A 21,560-nucleotide genomic window follows, 5' to 3' on the forward strand; every position below is an offset into this window, starting at 1 on the left:
CCAGATCAGTCAAACGCCCACGAATAGAGAATATCGAGCGCGCTATTGGTCCCGGTCTGGAACTGCAGCGAGATGCGTGGCGTGAGCTTGTAGCGCAGGCGCACCAGGCTCGATGCGGTGCTGGTGCCTTGTTCGAAGCTCAGGTAGGCGCGCTGCGAGATGCGCTTGCCGACCGTGACCACGGTGCTTTCCAGTCCCGAACCGCTGCCGCCGCCGGCGCCCTGTTTCAGGCCCAGTTCGTCCACACCCAGCGAGTTGGCGATCTTGGACTGGATGCCACCGGTGCCGCCGCTGCCGCCCAGCAGGGCGCTGGCAGCGGCTGTCAGCACGCCTTTCTGGTCGCCGCTGGCCGCCTCCATGCCCTGGCCCAGCACGAGCCACGACAGCTTGTCGCTGTCGGACACGTTCGGCGTCGACACCAGGCGCGCCGTCGGCGATTGCGCCGTGCCGCGCACCTGCACGCCCGCTTCGACGTTGGTCTCGGACAGCTGCTCGCCGTCGGGGCGCTTGCGTACTGCGAGGATATCGAGCGACGGGTTGTCGTACGGGCCGCTGAAGGTCATCACGGCGCGTTCGATCGACAGGTTCTGGCCATACGCGGCGTAGGTGCCGTTCAGCGCGCGGATCGTGCCGTTGATGCGCGGCGGGCCGCCGCCGGTCATGCGCACGCGGGCGGTGCCGGCCAGGTAGGCGTCGATCCCCATCGCGCGGATGTGGAAGTCGTCGCCCAGGTCGGCTGCGAGATCCACCGTCAGCGGCACTTCCTTCTCGCCTGTCTTCGGCGTCGGTTTGGTGGTGCCGCGACCCAGCACGATGACGTCGTCCGAGATTGTCGGCGTGCCTTGCGGCGCGAATTCGATCAGGGCGCGGTCGGCGCGGAATTTGCCTTCGAGTGCGAAGCGGCTGGCGTCGCGCACGAGCGACGCCTGGCCGCTGACGATCACGGTGCGGTCCGGGCGTGCCAGGGCCTCGAGCTTGTCCAGGTTCAGGCGAATGTCCATCGTCGGCGCGCCGTCGGCAAAGCGCACGAAGCCGCTGGCGGCAGCGCCGCCCTGGCGACCCTGGAACGCCAGCTTCTCGATGCGCAGCTGGTCGCCGCCAAGCAGCGCGCGCAGTTCGCCATTACGCAGGTTCACGCCCTGTTCGGCCCAGCGCACGCCCAGCTTGTCGCCATCGAGATTGCCGTTCAGGCTGGGTTTGCCGATGGTGCCGCCACCGGTCATCGCCACGCGCAGCGCGCCGTCGAGTTCCAGGCCCGGCTGACCGGCCAGCGCCGCGAGCCAGGCGATCGACGGGATATTGGCATTGGCCGTCATGCGCAGCGGGCTGGCGCTCTCCAGGCGACCGTTGATCATCTGCGCGTTGGCATCGATCCTGGCCACGCCGGTGCGGGCGCCGTCCAGGTCCAGATTTACGCGCAGGCTGCTGCCGACCACTTCGGCGCGCGCCTCCAACTGGCGCAGGCCAAGCGCCACGGGCGTGTCGCCACCGACGATGGCGTCGCCCTTTTCGCGGAACACGCGCACATTGCCTGCCAGCGAAGGCGCGGCGCCTTGTGCTTGCGGCGCGCGCATGTCGACCGACCAGGCCGCGCCCAGCGTCAGGTCGCCGCGCGCGTTGTCGGCCAGCGCGGGCGAGAATTGTGCCAGGTACGTCAGCGGCACATTGTCGGCATGGCCGCGGCTGGCCCAGCGCGGGCCGTCCTTGGTCAATGCGTCGACCGTGATGCTGCCGTTCGGCAGGGCGATCACGGCGCCGTTGAAGGCGATGCGCTCCGGGCTGGCCAGACCGGCAAGACCGCCGCCCGGCGCGCCGCTGACCGTCAGCGGCACCGGCTTTTGCAGGTTCATCGCATAGCGGCCACGGTTTTGCAGCGCAGCCAGCGTGCCGCTCCAGGTGTCCTTCGAGAAGGCGCCACGCAGTTCGGCATTGGCGTCAAACGCATCGCCCAGCGCCGACAGGCGCAGCGTGTGCGCGCCGCGCGTGCCGTCGGTTTTCAGGCGCACGGACGCCACGCGCGTGTCGCCGTTGACGTAGTCGAGTACCTCGACATCGGTCACCAGAGCATCGCTCGCGCCGCGACCGGAACCGAGGTTGGCGCTGGCTTTGAGCGAGCGCACCGTGTGCGTGCCCATGGCGCGCAGGTTCTGGCCCGCGATGGTCGCGGTGAGCGATGGCGTGTCGGCAGTGCCGGACAGGACGCCCGAGCCGCGCAGCACGCCGCCGTATTCGGGACCGAACGCGGCCAGTTGCGGCGCATCGATGCGCCAGTTGAGCGCATCGCGCGCGGCACCAAAACTGCCGGTGGCGGCGATGACGTTCGGCCCCACGTGCAGGTCGACGTTGGCGTCGGACACGTGACGGCGGTCGGCCGCCAGGCGCGCATGGCCCCAGAACGGCGAGTTGGCCAGCGTCGAGTCGATCACCTTGAGGTCGAGCGCGCCGCGCCAGTCGGCGCCGGCGCGGCCGCTGCCAGTAAAGGTCGAGTTGATATTGCCGGCGAGCGGCGAACCGAAGGCGGCCGGGTTGAAGCGTTCGGTCGCACCGGTGGCCTTGACTTCGACCACGCGCGCATCCTCGGGGCCGCCCAGCCAGGCTTCGCCCTGGGCGCGCACGACGCCGCTGTTGTTCTTGCGCTGGGCGTCGACCCAGCCCAGGTTGCGCGCGTTGACGTCGAACGTCGTGCGCGGCGCCGCCATGGTGCCGGTGACGACGCCGTTGGCATTGACCGCGCCATACAGATCGGCGCGCACGGCGGCGAGCTGGCGGCCGTCCAGGCGCCATTGCAGGCGGTCGCCCGCACCGCCAAAAGCGCCTTTCAGGTCGACCGTGTTCTGGCCCAGCGCCAGGTTGGCGTCGATGCCGGCAAAGCGCTTGGCGTCAGCCGTGAGTTTGCCCTTGCCGCTGAGCGGCTGGTTCATCAGGCGGCTCTGGCGCACGGCGAAGTCGGCGTCGACCTTCCACGCGGGCGTGAGAACGCCGGCAGCATTGACCGTGGCGTTGATGTCGGCCGCCGGCAGGTCGCCGAATTCGGACGGGTCGAAGCGGCTTGCGCTGGCCGTGGCCTTGAACGCCTGGTCGCCTTCGAGGTTCATGCTGCCGCTGGCCGTGACGCTGCCCCGCCCTGCGCGCAGCGTCGCTTCACGCAGCGTGGCCACATTGTTTTCCAGCGTGACCAGCGCGCTCAAGCGTAGGCCTGCGTCGATCAGGTTCGCCTCTAACGTCTGGCGCGTCGCTTCGTTGGTGACCGCGATATCGCCCTTGATCGCCGTCGGCTTCATGGCCGAATGCACCTCGCGCAGGTTGAAGCGGTCGGTGTGCAGCGCGAAGCGCGCGGTGCCGATGCCTTCTTCGTCTTTGGTGCGTTGCACGCCGCCGGTGCCGGTGAATTTGCCGGCCGCGCCGAAGTCGAGCAGCACGTTCGAGACGTTCAGCGCAGAAAGATTCCCACCTAATTGGCCGCGCGCGGCGCGCAGTGGCAGACGTTGCTGGTCGATCGTGCCTTCCGGCCCCGTATTCGTGATGTCGACGCTGCCGCTGATATTGCGTTGTTCATCGAGCTTGCCGACCACCGCGAAGGTCAGGTCGGCCGTCGGCAGGGCAGGGTTGAAGAAGCCCGGATCGACGTTGCGGCCATTGATGCGCAGCGCGCGCAGCGGGATCTCGGCGTAGGGCGCGAGCGTGAAATGGGCGTCGCCGATGGCGCGCCCGGCGCTGCCGGTGGCGTCGATCTGCGTGGCGTTCTGGATGTCGCCGCCAACCTTGATTTTCAATTGTGCGGCGCGCGCGCCGGCGCTGGCCTGCGATTGCGTCAGGCTGCCCACCGCGTCGATCTTGAAAGGACGGGCCGACCCGACGGTGGCATTGGCGGCGACCTGGCCCCACGGCGTGGCGGCCGTCGCGTTCTGCACGACCCAGCTGCGCTTGTCGCCCTTGGCGCGCACGCGGATATTGTCGATGCGCGTCTCGGCGCCGCCGATGTTGACCATCGTCATATTGGCCAGGCGGGCGTCGTCGACCTCGATCCGGAATGGCGGGGCCAGGCTCGTTGGCAGCACGGACGGCTCGTCGGTTTCCTTCAGCGTCTGCATGCGCACGCTGGCCGCCCACAGCTGGTCGATCAGGATCCCGCCCGAAAGCACCTGGCCCGGGGACCAGTCGATGTCGATCTTGTTGGCGGTGACGATCTGTTCGTCGGTGCGCCAGATCAGGCGCTCGATGTGCATCCTGCCGTACAAGGTACCGCTCACGCCCGTGAGCGTGAGCTTGCCGCCGGTGGCGCTGGCAACGCGCTGGGCGATCATCTGCAGCGTGGTTTCGCGGCCCAGGTACCAGAGCGTGCCGCCGACGATGACGCCGGTGGCGACAAGGCCGATTGCGACGCGGCGTGGCCAGCGGCGTGGGTTGGTCTGGCTTTGATCAGGCGTCGGTGCCTGGTGGTTTGCAGCGTTATTGTCAGGTGTATCCATCAGAACGTGAATCCGAGTGAGAAGTGCAGGCGCGCCTTGCGCACCGCGTGGCCGTAGGCCAGGTCGACATTGATCGGACCGACCGGGCTGCGCCAGCGCGCGCCCACGCCGTAGCCCGACTTGGGATTGAGGTCGCCGAACTTGTCGGCGGCATTGCCAACGTCATAGAACACGGCCACGCCCCAGGGCGGCTTGAACCAGTACTGGTACTCGGCGCTGGCGGTGGCCAGGTAGCGTCCGCCCACGGTCGCGCCGTTTTCCTGCACGCCCAGCTCCTGGTAGCCATAGCCGCGCACCGACTGGTCGCCGCCGGCGCGGAACAGGAAGGTGCTCGGCACGCCGAGCTTCTCTTTCGAGGCCACGGCGCCGGTTTCGCCGCGCAGGATCAGCGTGCCGGCCGGGCCCAGCGGCTTGTAGTAAATGCCGCGCAGGTACATGCGCAGGAATTTTTCGTCCGTCAGGATCGGCAGCACAGCGCCGCCGAGCTGCGCGTTGACCACATAGCCGTTGGTTGGCAGGATCAGGCTGTCGAGCTTGCGCTTGGTGATGCTGTAGGTCAGCGGCAGGCTCTTGGTGCGGGTGGGTTCGAGGCCCTCGACTTCGCGTTCTTCGGTCAGCGCTTCGAGCGTGACGCTTTGCTCCAGCAGCGGCGAGCCCCAGGCGCGGCGCGCGGCGACGCTGGCCAGCGTGGTCAGTTCGCCGCGCAGGTCTTCGCGTTCGACACCGGCGCTGATGCTGTCGTTGTAGCCCTTGGCCGTGGTTGGCCAGAACAGTTCGCCCTTGGCGGTCTGGCGCTTCTGTTCGTAGATCAGGTCGCTCTTGAAGCGCTTGCCGAACACGTTCAGGTCGTCGTAACTGAGCTGCGCGCGGCCGCCCGTGTCGGTCGAAAAGCCCACACCGGCTTCGACGTTCTTCTGCTTGTTTTCGGTAACGCGCACGATCACGGGCAGCGTGGTCGGGCCGGTCGCCGGTTCCGGCGTGGCCGGATTGGCGTCGCTGTCGGCCTCTTCCTTGATGTCGGCGATTTCGGCATTGAGCACGGCGCGCATGTCGGCGCTCACTTCGACGCTGGCGAAGTAACCGGTGTCCTGCACGCGCGATTGCAGCGCCTGCAGCGCGGCCTCGCTGTACTGGTCACCCGGGTTGATCTTGTTGAGGTTGGTAATGACTTCGGCCGGGTAACGCTTCAGGCCGCGGATGCGCAACTGGCCGAAACGCATCTCGGGGCCCGAATCGATCACCACGCGCAGCAGCGCGCGGCGTGAATCCGGATCGACGGTCGCGCTGGTTTCGACCAGGCGCGCGCGCGGGAAGCGGCTCTGTGCAATGTCGCGCACCAGGCCTTTCTTGGCGCCTTCCCAGTCGGACTGGCGGAACTGGCTGCCCACCGGCAGCGTCCAGCGGTTGCGCAGGGCGCCGGCGTCGAACGGGGCGCCGCCTTCTTCAAAGGCGGCAAAGCCCTGCAATACCAGGTCGATGTCGCCCACCAGCACCGGCTCGCCCGGGTCGACGATCACGCGCGCGACCGGACGTGCACCGCTGGTATCGAGGCCAACTGACACTTTCGGTGAGTAGTAGCCTTCGGTGGCGATCAGGCTGGTGGCTTGCGCCGGCGCTTCTTTCACGAGGCGCTGCAGCTGGTCGATGTCGACGCGCGCGTTGCCGCGCCAGCGCATCAGGTCGAGATTTTCTTCAAGCAGCGTCTCGAGCGCACCCGGCGCGTCGATGCGCACCGTGTAATCGACGCCCGTCGTACTTTGCGCATACACAGTGGTGGCAAACACGAATGCGCCGACACCCAGCAGGGAGCGTTGCAACAGCGGAGGAAGTGTGCGCTGGCGGGGACCCTTGCGCAGGTGGGAATTCGATCGTGACAACGTGACGCTCCATTGGGTGACTCGTTCGCATCTTAACTGATTGGCAAAGTCGATGGCGGACGTGAAATGTTGCGCGCGCGCGTCTGGACAAGCGCAGTTTATCGGCCACGTCGCCGCCGATCTGTGCCAGAATTCGCGGTTGACCTCCGCTTTTTACCTTCCTCGATCACCATGACCATCCTCTCTACCGACACCGCGCTCGTCCTGTTCAGCGGCGGCCAAGACTCCACGACCTGCCTGGCCTGGGCGCTGCAGCGCTATGCGCGGGTCGAGACGATCGGCTTCGATTATGGCCAGCGCCATGCGATCGAACTGGCCGTGCGCCCCGGCGTGCTGGACAAGCTGCGCGCGCTCAATCCCGACTGGGATACGCGCCTGGGCGACGATCACATGATCGATCTGTCGCTGATCGCGAAAATTTCCGACACGGCATTAACCAGCAATGTCGCCATCGAGATGCAGGAGAACGGCTTGCCAAATACGTTCGTGCCAGGCCGCAATCTGATGTTCATGACGGTGGCGGCGACGGTGGCCTACCGGCGCGGACTGAACGTACTGGTGGGCGGGATGTGCGAGACGGATTTTTCGGGCTATCCCGACTGCCGCGACGACACGATGAAGGCGCTGCAGGTGGCGCTGAACCTGGGCATGGCCACCAGGCTGAAGGTCGAGACGCCGCTGATGTGGATCGACAAGGCCCAGACCTGGGCACTGGCGCAGCAGGAGGGTGGCGAAGCGCTGGTCGATCTGATCCGCTTCGATACGCACACCTGCTACCTGGGTGAGCGGGGCGAGGCGCATGCCTGGGGTCACGGTTGTGGCACGTGTCCGGCGTGCGCCCTGCGTGCGCGGGGTTACGCGCAGTACGTGGCGCGCTAGGCTTTTACACTGCCGCGGCCTTGTCCAGCGTGACCGGGCGCGGCCGGCGCATCGCGTACCACACGAGCGCCACGACAATCACCAGCGGCAGCAGCAGCGGCGACATCGCCAGCGCCAGCACCAGGGCGCCGATCGCCAGCGAGCCGATCAGGATCACGCCGACCCCGGCAAACACCACCGCCAGCACCGCCACCGTGATCAGCGAGATGAACACGGCCAGCAGCATGCCGCCGCCCGTGAACAGCGTGGCCAGCAGGAAGTCCAGCGGGCCGTCGATCTGGTCGCCATCGAGATTGACCGTCATGTCGCCGCTCCATTCGAACAGATTCCACAGCATGGCGGCAAACAGGAACAGGATGACGTAGGGGGCGTATTTTTTCATGACAGTCCTCGCGAATGGTTGGGTTGAGCTTTCTGGTCTTGCATGCTCGAACTGTATGCGCGGCGCGCGCATGCGGCCACCCGCGTGCGACAGGCTGCATGTTTTACGGGATGAAATGTACATAGGCCGGGTCAATGAAAAGCGCCGCGAATTCCGTCCTTGTAATCACGGCAGCGTTTCCTATACTGACAGCCTGCTCTGTTTCAGGGGGACCCCATGTACGCTGTGCCCAACGCTTTGCACGACCTGGTCCATGCATCTGGCGGACCGAAGGACCCGCCGTCGGCGCCACCGGCCATCCCGCCCATCATCATCACGCCATTCAACCGCCACACGCCAGTGCCCAACGGCGATCCGCGCCCGATTCCCGTTGGCCCGCCGATCGTGCCGCCACCCGGGCCGTCGTGGCGTTGTCCCCGCATCGTCGACGATTGTCCGGCCTAGTTACGGACTATTTCAGCCAATCGCCGGCAGCAGCGTCGTGCGGCCTTTTTCATGGGGCCGGTTTCCTCTATGATCGTGGTTTTGGGCGCGCGAGCGCCGAGGACACCGACCCATGAACGACCAGATGCTGGACCCCGACAGCGACGACAGCGACGACAGCGACGACAGCAACGAGGACACCGGCCCCGTGCAGCAACCCCGGCTGTGGCAGGGCAATGGCTGGACCGCGCGCGTCATCAAGAACGACGACGATGAAGGCTGGGCCGTGGCGATGTACAAGGATGGCGAGCCTGAACCGGCGCTCGTCGGTCCCTGGACGATGGGCCGCGACAAAAAGAATCCAAAGCCGCTCGACACCAATGCCTTCAACACGCTGATCAAGACGGCGTCCGAAGTCATCCGCCGCCACGAGCAGCACATGCACGCGATCCTGCACAAGAACCTGTACATCTTCACCGAACAGGGCGAACTGAAGGTCACGCTCGATATCGTCCCGGACGACGACGACCCGTACGCGATGCTGGCCGCCACCGACGAGATGGGCGAGCAGGTTGCGCGCGTGCGCGTGGCACCCACCTTCAAGCTCACGCCGAGCTCGGCACAGGCCTGGGTCGAGAACGACTTCCGCGCACCACGCTAAAAAGCCACAGACGGGGCGCGGCAAGCTGCTGCGCCCGGCCCCAAGCTGCTACTATTTCCCCTTCGCATCTTTGAATGCATTCTGCGAACACACGGGGGAAGCATGGAACGTCTTGACCGGCTCGACCGGCTGGAAGCGGTGCAGTCGATGTTGCTCGATATCGGGCAACTCTCGACCAGCTGCAGCGACATCACCGCATTCATCCGGGCCGTGCACGGCGCGCTGAGCCGCATCATGTACGCGGCCAACTTCTATGTGGCGCTGGCCGACCATGAAGACGGCACCGTGCGCTTTCCCTATTTTGTCGACGAAGCCGATGGTGCGCGCGATCCGCTCGAGCGCATCCGGCTCGCTTCGCCCGAGCAGTCGCCGACGGCCTGGGTGCTGCTCAACCGCCAGAGGCTGGTGCTGACGGCGGCTGATTTCAACGAGCGCCACCGCAAGGCGGCCGGGCGCTGGGGCGATGGCAGCACGCCGGAGCATTTCGTCGCCTGTCCGCTGCTTGACCAGAACCACCATGCGCTGGGCGCGATCGTCATCCAGAGCTACTCTGCCGACCAGACCTATAGCGACGAAGACATTGCGCTGTTCGGGCTGATCGCCAACCACGTCTCGAATGCGCTGCAGGGCCTGCAAAGCATGGACCGGCTGGAACGCGCGGTGTCGGCGCGCACGGCCGCGCTGGCGCACGAGGTGGCCGAGCGTCGCCGCGCCGAAAAGATCCAGCACGCGCTGTACGAGATCGCCGACCTGTCGGCGCAGGCGCTCGACACCGACCAGCTCAGCGCCAGCCTGCACCGCATCATCGGCGAGCTGATGGTGGCCGACAACTTCCTGATCGGGCTGTACCACGAGCGTACGCAAGAGATCAGCATCCCGTACTTCGTCGACCAGAAAGACAACGCGCCGCCGCTGCTGCGCTTCCCGTTCGGCAAGGCGATGTGTTCGCACATCCTGTCGACCAAACAGGCGCAGCTGCATGACGTGGCCAGCTTCAGGGCGCTCGTCGCCGCCGGCACCGTGACCGAGCCGCTGGGCAGCACGGATATCGCCAGCTGGATGGGCGCGCCGATGCTGGTCAACGACCAGCCGTACGGCGTGATCGTGGTGCAGAGCTATGACGCGGCGATCGTCTACAGCAAGGCCGACCTCGACCTGCTGGCGTTCATGGCCAGCCACGTGGCCGTGGCGATTGCACGGATGCAGGCCGACCGCAGGATTCGCAAGACCAAGGAAGCCCTCGAGCAGCAGAACGCGGCGCTGAACGACGCGCTGCATGCGCTGCAAGAGGCGCAGTCCGAACTGGTGCGGCAGGAAAAACTGGCCTCGCTCGGTCGCCTGGTGGCTGGCGTGGCGCACGAGATCAACACGCCGCTGGGCATTTGCGTGACGGCCACGAGCCACCTGGTGCAGGAACTGAAACTCACGCGCGAAGAACTGGCGGCCGGTGAGATGACCGAAGAGAGCCTGGCGAGCTTCTTCGACATCGTCGACCAGTCGCTACGCATCATGACCACCAACACGCAGCGCGCTGCCAACCTGGTGCGCAGCTTCAAGCAGGTGGCGGTGGACCAGTCGTCCGACGATATGCGCAGCTTCAATCTGGGGCCTTACCTGAACGAGGTCTTGATGTCGCTGCACCCGAAGCTCAAGGGCCGTCCGGTGAAGGTCGCGGTCGATTGTCCGCTCGACCTGATGCTCGACAGCTTCCCCGGTGCTGTGTCGCAAATCCTCACCAATATGGTCATGAATTCGCTGGTGCACGGCTTCGAGCACGAGCAGCCCGGCAACATCTCGCTGCGCGCCGCGCTGGATGGCGACGGCTGGGTGGTCATGGAGTATGCCGACGATGGGGCAGGGATGGATGCAGTCACGCTCGACAAGCTGTTCGATCCGTTCTTTACCACGCGGCGCGGGACCGGCGGCAGTGGCCTGGGCGCACACATTCTGTACAACCTGGTGACCGGCGCGCTGGGCGGGATGGTGCGGGCCACGAGTGCGCCGGGGCAGGGGCTGACGTACCACTTGCGGTTCCCCCGTTCACAGCGCAAGGAAAAACTGGTGGCCTAGTGCCCTGATCGAGCGGGCGGGTGCGTCGCCGTACAGATGCCTTGCTACAGGTTCTCTACGCTGGGCTCCCCATTTGGAGAGTCCATGAACGACAACAAGCAAGACGCGCCACGCCAGGGCTCGCAAAAAGTCATCTACGCGGCAATTGTCGCCAACCTGGGCATCGCGGTGGCCAAGTTCATCGTGGCCGGCATCACCGGCAGCGCGGCAATGGTGGCCGAGGGCATCCACTCGGCCGTGGACACCGGCAATGAATTCCTGTTGCTGCTGGGCGAACGCCGCAGCGCCCGCGCGCCCGACCGCAAGCATCCGTTCGGCTACGGCAAGTCACTGTATTTCTGGGCGCTGATCGTCGCGCTGTCGGTGTTTTCGCTGGGCGGCGGATTGTCGATCTACCATGGTATCGACGCGTTGCAGAACCCGCCGCCACTGGAAGACCCGATGTGGAGCTACGTCGTCCTTGGCGTCGCGGCCCTGTTCGAAGGGTATAGCTGGAACCTGTCGCGCAAGGAACTGAACACGTCGCGCAAACCCGGCACGACGCTGTGGCAAGCCGTCCGTGCGAGCAAGGATGCGTCCGTCTTCACGATCTTCATCGAAGACTCCGCCGCGCTGTTGGGCCTTGCGATCGCCGCAGCCGGCATTGCGCTGGGCCACTATTTGAATAATCCGTACATCGACCCGATCGCCTCGATCCTGATCGGCCTGCTCTTGATCGGCGCCGCCTTCATGCTGGCGCGCGAGACCGGCGCCCTGCTGGTCGGGGAAGCGATCGACCAGGACGAACTGGCCGCATTGAAAACGCTGTTCCTGCGCGAGCCGGCGCTGGACAGCGTGGCAAGCCTGCGCACGATGCAGCTGGGGCCAGAAGAGGTGCTGCTGGCCGCGTCGGTCCAGTTTCGCCGGGGGCTGTCGATCGACAAGGTGGAGGCAGCCATCGGCCGGATCGAGGCTGCGGTGGCCGCCGAGCATCCGGTGATTCGTCAAATCTACTTCGATGCGTCGGCGCTGCGCGCTGCGTTCAAGTGATCAAGAGGCGCATCGGGAGCGCCGCTCAGTCGGGCCACTCAGTCGGGCCACTCAGTCAGGCCACTGCGCGTTGATCGCGAGCGCCTTGTCCATATTGCTGATCAACAGATCGACATACACGGGATCGAGGTGGTGCCCGGCCACCTCGCGCAGATGCTCGGTCACCTTCGCGGCCGGCCACGCTTCCTTGTAGCAGCGCGCGTGGCTCAGGGCGTCGAACACGTCGGCCACCGCCACGATGCGCGCGTACGGGTGGATGTCCTGCCCGCGCAGCCCCTGTGGATAGCCGGTGCCATCGAATTTTTCATGGTGCTGGTGCGCGATCACCGCCGCCGCCTTCAGAATGGGACGCTGCGAGCCGTCCAGGATCTGCAGCCCCACGGTCGGGTGCTGCTTCATGATGGCCCACTCGGCATCGGTCAGCTTGCCCGGCTTGAGCAGCACCGCATCGGGCGTGGCGATCTTGCCAATGTCGTGCATTGGCGCGGCGTGCATCAGCACCGCCGTCTCATCGGCTGGCATGCCTGAGGCCTCGGCCAGCATGTGGCAGACCTGGGACATGCGGCGCACGTGGTTGCCCGCTTCGTGCGAGCGCGATTCGACGACGTCGCCCAGGCGCAGGATCAGTTCGGCCTGGGTATCGGTGATTTCCTGGTTCAGCAGGATGTTGTCGAATGCGATGGCCACGCCCGAGCAGAACACTTCGAGCATTTGCGCGTCGATGTCCGAAATCTCGTCCACGCCCTTGAGCACCAGGAGCGACGCCTTGCCGCTGTTGTTCGGGAAGTAGCCGACATAGGTGTCACCGTGCAGGCGCGAGATGCGGTTATGGCGCGCGTCGTCCAGCTGCGCCACCAGTTCCGGGCCGATCTCGTCGCCCTCCATGTCGCCGATCTGGGCCAGCACCTCGTACTGGCTCTGGCCGGTGATCACGCTGGCTGCCTTCAGGCGCAGCAGCATGCTCTGTTCCAGGCGCAGCAGGGCCACGACCTGCAGCAAGAGGCCGTTGGCGAAGTCCTTCAGGTTGCGTTGCTGGAAGATATGGGCCGATGCCGCGATCACGCGTTCCAGGCCTTCGCGGTAGGTTTGCTGGACGCGGCGCGATTCCTCGACCTTCATGATGTCGCGGTAGGCGCGCAGCGCGGCAAACGTGGTCGTAAACAGCTTGGTGCGATCGAGCTCGGTTTTCTCTTTGTAATCGTTGATGTCGTAATCGACAATCACGCGTTCTTCCGGCGCCTGGCCCGGCTGGCCGGTGCGCAGCACGATGCGGGTGAACTGGTTGTCCAGGTCCTGGCGCATCCAGCGCGCCACCTCGAGGCCGCTGTCTTCCCGCTCCATCACCACGTCCAGGAACACGAGCGCGATGTCCTTCTCGCGCGCCAGCACTTCCTTGGCCTCGGCGCCACTGTACGCATGCACGAACGCAAGAGCGCGCCCGTCGAGGCGAAAGCGCGTCAGTGTCAGCTTGGTGATGTCGTGGATGTCGGGTTCGTCGTCCACGAGCAATACTTTCCAGGGTGCGAGCTTGGGCGCAGCGGACGACAAGAAGGACATGGACGATTCCGATTCGTGGGGGGTAGGCCAGGGTTATGCGAGCAGACTATTTTTTCACAGCAAAAATAGCCCAGAGTCAAGCCAATTGTAGTACGACCCATGACCCTTAACAATAAGCAATATTAAAATTGTGACGGCGGGTGTCACATCCGTCCGATGCGTCGGTCACCATGTTGCTGCGGCGTAACAATTACAGTCAGGTAGAGCGTTTCTGACAATGTTCGCAGTAGAAGCTGCGCCGGTCCAAGGTGGCGGGCCTGGCCTTCTCAGGGCCTAACATTTGGATACAAGTTCCAACGTTTCGAGACGAGCAGGAGAGTGCGAAGCGGCGTATATTGGCGGGTGAACACCGGGTACACCATGCATCGAGAAGGAGCTCCAGCAATGACATCGACCCTGATAAAAACCGCCCTGGCTGGCCTGTTCGCACTGGCCGCTGGCGCCGCTTCGGCCGGCGTGACCGTCACCTATATCGAGTCCGACAAATTCGCCGACCTGCCATTTGCGCCATGGGAGCGCAAGCAGGTGCTGGAAGAACTGAGCACCTATTTCACCAAGCTGGGCGAGAAGCTGCCTGCAGGGCAGGACTTGGCAATCGAGGTCACCGACATCGACCTGGCCGGCCGCGAATACCCGAATTTCAACAGCGGACGCGACCTGCGCATCCTGAAAGGCACGGCCGACTGGCCGATCATCAACCTGCGCTATTCGCTGACGCAAAACGGGCAGGTGCTCAAGGGCGGCGATGCACGCCTGGCGGACATGAACTACATGCAGCGCATCGGTCGCTTCAGCGACAGCGACAGCCTGCGCGCCGAAAAGCGCATGATCGATGAGTGGTTCGATGAGACGATCATCGGCAAGAAGCGCGGCGGCTGAGCTGTTCCCACGCGTGAAACAAAACGGCGCCCCTCAGGGCGCCGTTTTGTTTCCGGCTAATCGATCCGGTTGACACGGTCGAACCTGGCGCGAAAGTCGTCAGGCATCGGGCAAACCCGGCCTGCCTTGTAGTCGTAGAACACAAAGCCGGTCTTGGCCATCGCAATCAGTTTTTCATCGCGCGGGCGCGTGATCCGGTAGATCAGGTCGCCGCCATATTTGTTGAAGTCCATGACGCCGACATCGAACAGCAGTTCGTCGCGGCGATATGCTTCGGCGCGGTAGATGGTGGCCAGGTCGGTGACGATGATGCCGTTGCCATCGAGTCCTGTTTCAGGCACGCCGAACGCGAACAGGAAGCGCGACCTGGCCTCGGACACCATCGCGATCATCGATTCATTGCCGACGTGGTTCGCCGCATTGATGTCGGTGGCCCGCACTGTGAGCAGCGTCGAAAAGTAGAACTGGTCGTCGGGAAAGTCGAGTTGTACGCGGGGCATGTGTGATCCTGGTTGGCCGAACGGGACGACCCGGCCGGTATCGGAAATGGCCCGCTCATGCAGGCCGGCGATCGCTCAGCGTGCCGGGGCAGGCGCGCGTGTGCGTGTTTTTGCGACGATGCCGGACGGATCGATCAGCACGACGAACTCGGCAAACCCGCCGTCGCCCGTCGGTGACTGGTAGACCCAGGCCTCGAAGCCGCTGTCAAAGCGCACGTTTTTCGTCGGCCCGAATGCGGCCAGCAATTGCGCCTTGCTGGTCTGGCCGGGCACCACGGTCTGTTGCAGCCGCTCGGCCGCGACTTGCGCGCCGGGCGGCGCGGCATTCTGCGTGGCGCAGCCGGTCAGCAGCGCGGCGCACAGGAGCAGGCGTGCCGCGCTCATGGCATCCCCCCGGCTGGCGCATCGATCATATACGTGAATTCGACGAGCGTGTCGTCCGGCCAGCTGGCATCCCACAACGGCACGTAATAGGTGCGGTCGAGCAGCACCTGGCAATCGCAGAACGGCAGCATGTCAGGCGTTTGCTCGCCGCCCGCATACAGCATCGAAAACGGCAGCGTTTCCACGCGCTCACCGGCGCGCAGCGTCACAGCGAAGATCGGGCGCTCGGCAAAGAACAGGTAATTGCCATCCGGGCTCGTGCAGACACCTTCGGGCGAATCGAGCGCATCCGAGATCCAGCCGAACAGGGGCGAACTGTTCGAGACCAGCCCGGCTTCCTTGCCGACGCGGCATTCCAGACGCAGGTCGCCCAGGCGGCGCATGCCGGCCGGGACGCCCGGCGTTTCGATGCGCGCGCGCCAGGTCATGCTGGCCGTCTTGCGATTGGCGAGCACGGCTGCGTCTTCCTGCAAGGCTTGCCCGTTGCGTGGCAGGACAAAGAAATGATTGTCATCGACCGGAACCGGGACCGATACGGTATCGCCTGCCACACGCAGCGTGATGCCGCGCATGTCGACGTTCGGCAGGCGCGGCAGCAACTGGAAGCGCAGGGTCGCACTTGGCGCGAAGGCGCGTTCGCGCTCGAAGCGTTCCATGCCGCGGATCATTTTGCGATACGACTTGTCGACCGGGTCGCGGGTGGACTTCACGGTGACGGTGCTCTGGCCGGCGGCCTGCGCCGGCAGGCTTGCGGCCGCAGCCATGAGCAGGCCGCTCATGGCCAGTCCGGCAACGCCACGGACGATGGACGGCCGCATCAACGGCTTACCAATACCGCACGCGGCCGGTATCCATGTGGACGAACTGCGAGCTGGCGTAATAGCCCACTCCGCCGCCCTGGAGCGACATGGCCGCTTTTTGCAGATTGCGCAGATCGGTGCCCGGCAGGCGGATGTCGATGGCCTTGCCGTCCATGTGCAGGCTGCGCTTGGCAACGCCGCCGCTGCCATGGCCGCGCAGGAACGCATTCGATTCCGGCGCGCGGTAGCCCGAAATGATGTGCAATTCCTTGCTGTTGCCAAGCTTGCCATTGAGCTGGCCAAGCAGCAGCAGCAGTTCGGGATCGATGTCTGCAATCTTGTTGGTGCGGTGGTCGCGCAGCACCTTGTTGATGTCGCCCAGCGCATCGGGGATGAATTCACCCTGCGCCCAGAACGTGCTCGTCAGCTTTTCACCCGTGTGCGTGTTATAGAAACGCAAACAGCAATCGCCGGTGGCAATCGATGAATTTTTGGCAAGAGTGGGAAGGCTGAGGGAGGATGCTGCGAGGAGGAGACCGCTTTTGAGGATGATACGTCGTTGAATCATTGAAGGGAGTCCTTGCGCTGGTTCAGTGAGCAATCGATGATACGCCAATTGCCGCGATCCTGCTGACAATGTGCAGAAAATCGCGATATTTTAGCCACGATGTCAAGTATTTAACTGTTTTTGCGAGACTTTTGTATGCTGAGTATTGACGCAAAGTTCATGATCAAAAAACGGGTGTTGGACGCAGCGCTGGCCGTCGCACTGGCCCAATTGGCAAGCGCGTCACCGGCATCAAAACGCTGTTCTCGGTCACGCAAGGCAAGAACGGCGGCCAGCACTTCGGCTCGCGCATTCTGTTCCTGCCCGATACCACGCTGTTGATGAGCATTGGCGACGGCGGCAACACGCCGCAGCGCGTGGGAAATATGCTCGCGCGCGACCAGGCGCAGAACCTGGCCACGCACCAGTTCAAGATCCTGCACCTGACCGACGCGGGCAAGCCGGTCGGCACCGGTGCGGCCCAAGCGCAGCCGAACCGCCTGGCCGAAATCCACAGCCACGGCCACCGCAACGTGCAGGGACTGGCGCTCGATCCGAAAACCGGCCGCGTCTGGGCCAACGAACACGGCTCGCGCGGCGGCGGCGAGATCAACCTGATCGAAGCCGGCAACAACTACGGCTGGCCGCTGCAAAGTTACACGCTGGATTAATCTACTAAAGAGCCGATCGGCAAGAAGGTCGTGCCGGGCACGGTGCAGCCGACCGTCGTCTGGACCCCGTCGCCAGCGCCATCGGGCCTGGCCTTCTACACCGGCAAGGCGTTCCTGCAGTGGCAGGGCAGCCTGTTCAGCGGCAGCCTGGCCGGCAAGGACGTGCGCCGCGTGGGGCTCGACGCCGCCGGCAAGGTCACGGCGCAAGAGCTGATTCCGCTTGGCCAGCGCGTGCGCGGCGTGCGCCAGGGGCCCGATAGCCAGATGCACGTGCTGATCGATGAAGCCAAGGGCACATTGCTGCGCATCGTGCCGAGGTAAGCCTCTGGTCCGCTTGCGGCCCGAGCGATGATTGCCATCGCTTGATGCAGCAGACCGGACTAAAACCTTATCAAGGACGGAAAACGAAATGACGCGATGCCGGTCAGCCGGCATCCTTGTCCGGCTGCTGGGCTGCGCCAGGAGATTGGGGGGCTGGCTTTGCCTGGATGGCTGGCGCAGCCGGTGTTGTGGAAGAATTCATTGGCTTGCTTGCGCCGACCTTTGCTTCTGCCAGTTGTTGAAGCTCGTTCATGACATTACTGCCAATCACGATAGCGCCAATGATCACGATTGTGAGCAGATTGACGACAATGTTTCCGCTGATGTCACGCGCCCACCCTACCCAGGTACGCTTGGCATCGAGGTTCCCGATGATATTGCCGAGCTGTCCTTGCAAGGCCGTGCTCACGTTTCCCAATTCTTTGAACAAGACTGATTGACGTGTCTCATTTTCGGTACGATCAACTAAATCATCCAGAGCAACAGCGAGAAATGCCTGCGTCAGCGCCTCTGCTTGTGAACGATAGCTATCGATCGACGTAGGAAGTAGCGCAATGGCGTGGAAGGCATCCAGTTCTGACTGGTTTGGAACACCACCGGCATGCCCTTTGTAAAATTCGACCTTCTGCTTTTTGTAGATGATGTAAGCCAGAGCACCGACCATATCATTTGGATCAGCGGTCAACTTCTCATAAATGGTGTTGTACGCCACAGTCGTCAGCCCTAGCGTGGCTTTTTCGAGACCGTTGTCCGTGAAAGAGCCACGCTGTAGGCTTCGGTTATTTTCGTGTTGGAGACGCCAATTTCCCGCATGACTTTCGCCGCCACAGGCGACGACGGGAAACGTGCCAAGGCAGAGGACGCGGAAGGGTGGTTTCCGTTCCTGTGAGACGAGGCGGCGTCAGGGGCATTTAACGCTGCGTCTGAAGATCGAGTGGACATTCGACCGGTTATAGCCGCCACATCACTACGAGAGAACGCTATTTTCGCCATGGTGTCCTCCTGATCGTTAAATTCACGGCAACTGAACTTCAGTATGTAACAGAAGATTATACATTTTCGTCCTTACTATACGCCTTCTGGCTCGCCGATACCCCACCATATATCGGCTCTGCCGCACGACTCTCAAGCTTGCTTTGGCAGCATAGACATGCATACGCTATTTTGTTTGTTGTCAAACTGAAACCTGCCTAGAATGGTTGGTCCGCATGGTAGTTCATGCTGGTACTGATTCGCGCGTCTAACCACTGACCCTCCAGGAGACAACTGCATGGCAGTTTCAGTCCGTCGTACCATTGGTCTTGCAGCAGCGCTTGCGCTGACGCTGGGCTTACCTTCCGTGCAGGCTGCGCCCGCCAGCACGCCCGATATCCCGATCCCGGACATCAAGTACACCAAATTCACGCTCAAGAACGGCTTGACCGTGCTGGTGCACGAAGACCGCAAGACGCCGGTGGTGGCCGTGAATACCTGGTACCACGTGGGCTCGAAGAACGAGAAACCGGGCAAGACCGGCTTTGCCCACCTGTTCGAACACCTGATGTTCAGCGGCAGCGACAACTTCAAGAAGACCTATCTGAATGCGATGGAGCAGGTCGGCGCCACCGACCTGAACGGCACCACCAGCCAGGACCGCACGAACTACTTCCAGAACGTGCCGACCTCGATGCTCGACTACGCGCTGTTCGCTGAGAGCGACCGCATGGGTTACCTGCTGGGCACGGTCGACAAGACGAAACTCGACATCCAGCGCGGCGTTGTGCAGAACGAAAAGCGCCAGGGTGAGAACCAGCCCTACGGGATCGCCTACGAGCTGCTGGTCGAAAATACCTACCCGGTCGGCCACCCGTATTCCTGGACCGTGATCGGCAAGATGGCCGACCTCGATGCGGCCTCGATGACCGATGTGCAGGACTGGTTCAAGCAGAACTATGGCCCGAACAACACGGTGCTGGTGCTATCGGGCGACATCTCGCCGGAAGAAGCGCGCAAGAAGGTCGAGCAATACTACGGCGCGATTCCGCCGGGTCCGCCGCTGGCCAAGCACGATGCGTGGATCGCCAAACGCACCGGCACCCACCGCACGCTGGCGCAGGACCGCGTGCCGCAAACGCGCATCTACCGCACCTGGAACGTACCGGGCGCGCACACGCCGGAAGAAGCGCTGCTCGACCTTGGCGCGCGCGTGCTGGGCGGCGGCAAGACCTCGCGCCTGTACAAGCGCCTGGTCTACAAGGATCAACTGGCCACCAGCGCGACCGCGAGCGACGATGCGTCCGAGATCGGCGGCCAGTTCGACATGACGCTGACGGCCCGCCCCGGCGCCGACGTCAAGAAGATGGAACAGGCCGCCGACGACGAATTGCGCGCGTTGATGAAGAACGGCCCGACGGACGCCGAACTGCGCCTGGCCAAGACCACGATCCTGGCGCAGTACACGCGCATGATCGAGCGCGTCGGCGGCTTCGGCGGCAAGAGTGATTTGCTGGCCTCGTGCCAGACCTTCACCGGGAATCCGGACTGCTACAAGGTCTACCTGCAGCGCATCAAGGACGCCACGCCGGCCACGGTGAAAAAGGCGATGAACGACTGGCTGGCCGATGGCGACTACGTGCTGCAGATCGATCCGTTCCCGAGCGGCCTGGCGGCGACGGACACCAAGCTTGATCGCAGCAAGGAACCGGTCACCGGTAAGGCGATGTCCCTCAAGCTGCCGCCGATGCAGCGCATTACGTTGACCAACGGCCTGAAGGTGGTGCTGGCCGAGCGCCATGAAGCGCCGGTCGTGAACCTGCAGATGATGGTCGACAGCGGCTACGCGGCCGACAGCGCCGCCTTGCCGGGCGTGGCCAGCCTCACGCTGCGCATGCTCGAAGAAGGCACGGCCACGCGCAAGTCGCTCGAGATCGGCGAAGAACTCGAACGGCTGGGTGCGACGTTTGGTGCCAGCATCAATCTCGATGGCGCCTTTGCCGGCATGAATGCGCTCAAGGCGACGCTGCCGCAGGCGCTCGGCCTGTACGCGGACCTGGTGCGCAATCCGGCGTTCCCGCAGAACGAATTCGCGCGCCTGCAGAAAGACCGCCTGGCCGCGATCGCCCGTGAGAAAGTCGATCCGCAGGGCATCGCGCTGCGCGTCGTGCCGGCACTGATGTACGGCGCCGGCCATGTCTACGCGCGCACGGCGAACGGCACCGAGGATGCCGTGGGCCGCATGACCCGCACCGACCTGGCCAATTACCACGCGACCTGGTTCAAGCCGAACAACGCGACGCTGCTGGTCGTGGGCGACACGACGCTGGCCCAGATCACGCCGCTGCTCGAGAAAGCGTTCGGCGGCTGGAAGGGCGGCGAGGTGCCGAAGAAAGTGATCGCCACCGTGTCCGCCCCAAGCAAGCCGCTCGTGTACCTGATCGACCGGCCGGGCGCGCTGCAAAGCGTGATCGTCGGCGCGCAACTGGCGCCGCCGCGCAACAGCCCCGAGTCGCTGCCGCTGGAAATCGTCAACGACGTGTTCGGCGGCACCTTCAGCTCGCGCATCAACATGAACCTGCGCGAAGACAAGCACTGGTCGTATGGCGTGCGCAGCCTGTTGCAGCCGGCCGTCGGCCAGCGCACGTTCATGAGCATTTCGCCGGTACAAACCGACAAGACCGGCGACGCGCTCAAGGAACTGGTGCGCGAATACCGGGGCGTGGCGGGTGAGCGCCAGATCACCGGCGCCGAGCTGAAATTCGCGCAGGACAACCGCACGCTGCGCCTGCCGGGCAGCTTCGAGACGGCCGGCCAGCTGGGCGGCGCCTACACGACGATCGTGCAATACGGCCTGCCGGACGACTACTACAACACCTACACCGAGAAGGCGCTGGCGCTCACGCCCGAGCAGGCCAATGCGCTGGCCGCGCGCAGCTTCCTGACCGATCGCCTGGTGTGGGTCGTGGTGGGGGACATGAGCAAGGTCGAGCAGGACGTGCGCGGGCTGAACCTGGGCGAGGTACGCCGGATCGATGCGGATGGCAAGGCGCTGTAGTCAGGTGGTACGAACGTAAAAAAGCCCACCCGGCACGCGCCGGGTGGGCTTTTTTTTAGCGCCAGATAATCAGCGCCAGCG

At 64.3% G+C, this 21,560-nt stretch carries 16 protein-coding genes and 1 pseudogene; 8 read left to right on the forward strand and 9 right to left on the reverse strand.

The window, feature by feature from the left end; genetic code table 11:
* Positions 1–5: 5 nt before the first annotated feature.
* A complete protein-coding gene (locus RCH14_RS13350) occupies positions 6–4,469 on the reverse strand; it encodes a translocation/assembly module TamB domain-containing protein (RefSeq protein WP_343026582.1) in 4,464 nt (1,487 codons plus the stop codon).
* Positions 4,469–6,346 (reverse strand): autotransporter assembly complex family protein, encoded by a 1,878-nt coding sequence (locus tag RCH14_RS13355; RefSeq protein ID WP_343026583.1) that lies wholly within the window; start codon positions 6,344–6,346, stop codon positions 4,469–4,471. Before RCH14_RS13355 ends, RCH14_RS13350 begins: the two co-directional genes overlap by 1 nt.
* 171 nt (positions 6,347–6,517) lie before the next feature.
* Here RCH14_RS13355 and queC point away from each other — a divergent pair, with 171 nt between their 5' ends.
* Complete coding sequence (gene queC, locus RCH14_RS13360) at positions 6,518–7,225, forward strand: 7-cyano-7-deazaguanine synthase QueC (protein ID WP_343026584.1); 708 nt, start codon at positions 6,518–6,520, stop codon at positions 7,223–7,225.
* Between the two features lie 4 nt (positions 7,226–7,229).
* Here queC and RCH14_RS13365 read toward each other — a convergent pair whose 3' ends face one another.
* Positions 7,230–7,607, reverse strand: a complete 378-nt coding sequence (locus RCH14_RS13365) for a hypothetical protein (RefSeq protein ID WP_343026585.1) — start codon at positions 7,605–7,607, stop codon at positions 7,230–7,232.
* A gap of 216 nt (positions 7,608–7,823) precedes the next feature.
* On the opposite strand from RCH14_RS13365, the gene RCH14_RS13370 reads away from it, so the two are divergent.
* From RCH14_RS13370 to RCH14_RS13385, 4 genes are all read left to right on the forward strand, one after another.
* Positions 7,824–8,051 (forward strand): hypothetical protein, encoded by a 228-nt coding sequence (locus RCH14_RS13370; RefSeq protein WP_343026586.1) that lies wholly within the window; start codon positions 7,824–7,826, stop codon positions 8,049–8,051.
* A 112-nt stretch (positions 8,052–8,163) separates the two neighbouring features.
* Positions 8,164–8,691, forward strand: a complete 528-nt coding sequence (locus RCH14_RS13375; protein WP_343026587.1) for a hypothetical protein — start codon at positions 8,164–8,166, stop codon at positions 8,689–8,691.
* A gap of 102 nt (positions 8,692–8,793) precedes the next feature.
* A complete protein-coding gene (locus tag RCH14_RS13380; protein ID WP_343026588.1) occupies positions 8,794–10,761 on the forward strand; it encodes a GAF domain-containing protein in 1,968 nt (655 codons plus the stop codon).
* A gap of 84 nt (positions 10,762–10,845) precedes the next feature.
* On the forward strand, positions 10,846–11,790 hold the full coding sequence (locus tag RCH14_RS13385) for a cation diffusion facilitator family transporter (RefSeq protein WP_343026589.1): 945 nt from the start codon (positions 10,846–10,848) through the stop codon (positions 11,788–11,790).
* Positions 11,791–11,841: 51 nt separating this feature from the next.
* On the opposite strand, the gene RCH14_RS13390 is transcribed toward RCH14_RS13385, so the two are convergent.
* On the reverse strand, positions 11,842–13,347 hold the full coding sequence (locus RCH14_RS13390) for an HD domain-containing phosphohydrolase (RefSeq protein ID WP_343026590.1): 1,506 nt from the start codon (positions 13,345–13,347) through the stop codon (positions 11,842–11,844).
* Positions 13,348–13,731: 384 nt separating this feature from the next.
* Here RCH14_RS13390 and RCH14_RS13395 point away from each other — a divergent pair, with 384 nt between their 5' ends.
* A complete protein-coding gene (locus RCH14_RS13395) occupies positions 13,732–14,226 on the forward strand; it encodes a DUF3016 domain-containing protein (protein WP_343026591.1) in 495 nt (164 codons plus the stop codon).
* A 56-nt stretch (positions 14,227–14,282) separates the two neighbouring features.
* Here the strand turns inward: RCH14_RS13395 and RCH14_RS13400 are convergent, their stop codons facing one another.
* The 4 genes from RCH14_RS13400 to RCH14_RS13415 all read right to left on the reverse strand — a co-directional run bounded on the left by RCH14_RS13400 (position 14,283) and on the right by RCH14_RS13415 (position 16,370).
* On the reverse strand, positions 14,283–14,726 hold the full coding sequence (locus tag RCH14_RS13400) for a thioesterase family protein (protein WP_343026592.1): 444 nt from the start codon (positions 14,724–14,726) through the stop codon (positions 14,283–14,285).
* A gap of 75 nt (positions 14,727–14,801) precedes the next feature.
* Positions 14,802–15,110, reverse strand: a complete 309-nt coding sequence (locus tag RCH14_RS13405) for a hypothetical protein (RefSeq protein ID WP_343026593.1) — start codon at positions 15,108–15,110, stop codon at positions 14,802–14,804.
* Positions 15,107–15,889 (reverse strand): hypothetical protein, encoded by a 783-nt coding sequence (locus RCH14_RS13410; RefSeq protein ID WP_343026594.1) that lies wholly within the window; start codon positions 15,887–15,889, stop codon positions 15,107–15,109. The genes RCH14_RS13405 and RCH14_RS13410 overlap by 4 nt, the downstream gene beginning before the upstream one ends.
* 46 nt (positions 15,890–15,935) lie before the next feature.
* Complete coding sequence (locus tag RCH14_RS13415; protein WP_343026595.1) at positions 15,936–16,370, reverse strand: DUF882 domain-containing protein; 435 nt, start codon at positions 16,368–16,370, stop codon at positions 15,936–15,938.
* A gap of 317 nt (positions 16,371–16,687) precedes the next feature.
* On the opposite strand from RCH14_RS13415, the pseudogene RCH14_RS13420 reads away from it, so the two are divergent.
* Positions 16,688–17,449, forward strand: a pseudogene (locus RCH14_RS13420) (PQQ-dependent sugar dehydrogenase).
* Between the two features lie 103 nt (positions 17,450–17,552).
* Here RCH14_RS13420 and RCH14_RS13425 read toward each other — a convergent pair.
* On the reverse strand, positions 17,553–18,161 hold the full coding sequence (locus RCH14_RS13425; protein WP_343026596.1) for a hypothetical protein: 609 nt from the start codon (positions 18,159–18,161) through the stop codon (positions 17,553–17,555).
* A 558-nt stretch (positions 18,162–18,719) separates the two neighbouring features.
* On the opposite strand from RCH14_RS13425, the gene RCH14_RS13430 reads away from it, so the two are divergent.
* Positions 18,720–21,479 (forward strand): pitrilysin family protein, encoded by a 2,760-nt coding sequence (locus tag RCH14_RS13430; protein ID WP_343026597.1) that lies wholly within the window; start codon positions 18,720–18,722, stop codon positions 21,477–21,479.
* Positions 21,480–21,560: the final 81 nt, after the last annotated feature.

It is taken from the genome of Massilia sp. MP_M2 (assembly GCF_039123635.1).
Lineage (GTDB): Bacteria > Pseudomonadota > Gammaproteobacteria > Burkholderiales > Burkholderiaceae_D > Telluria.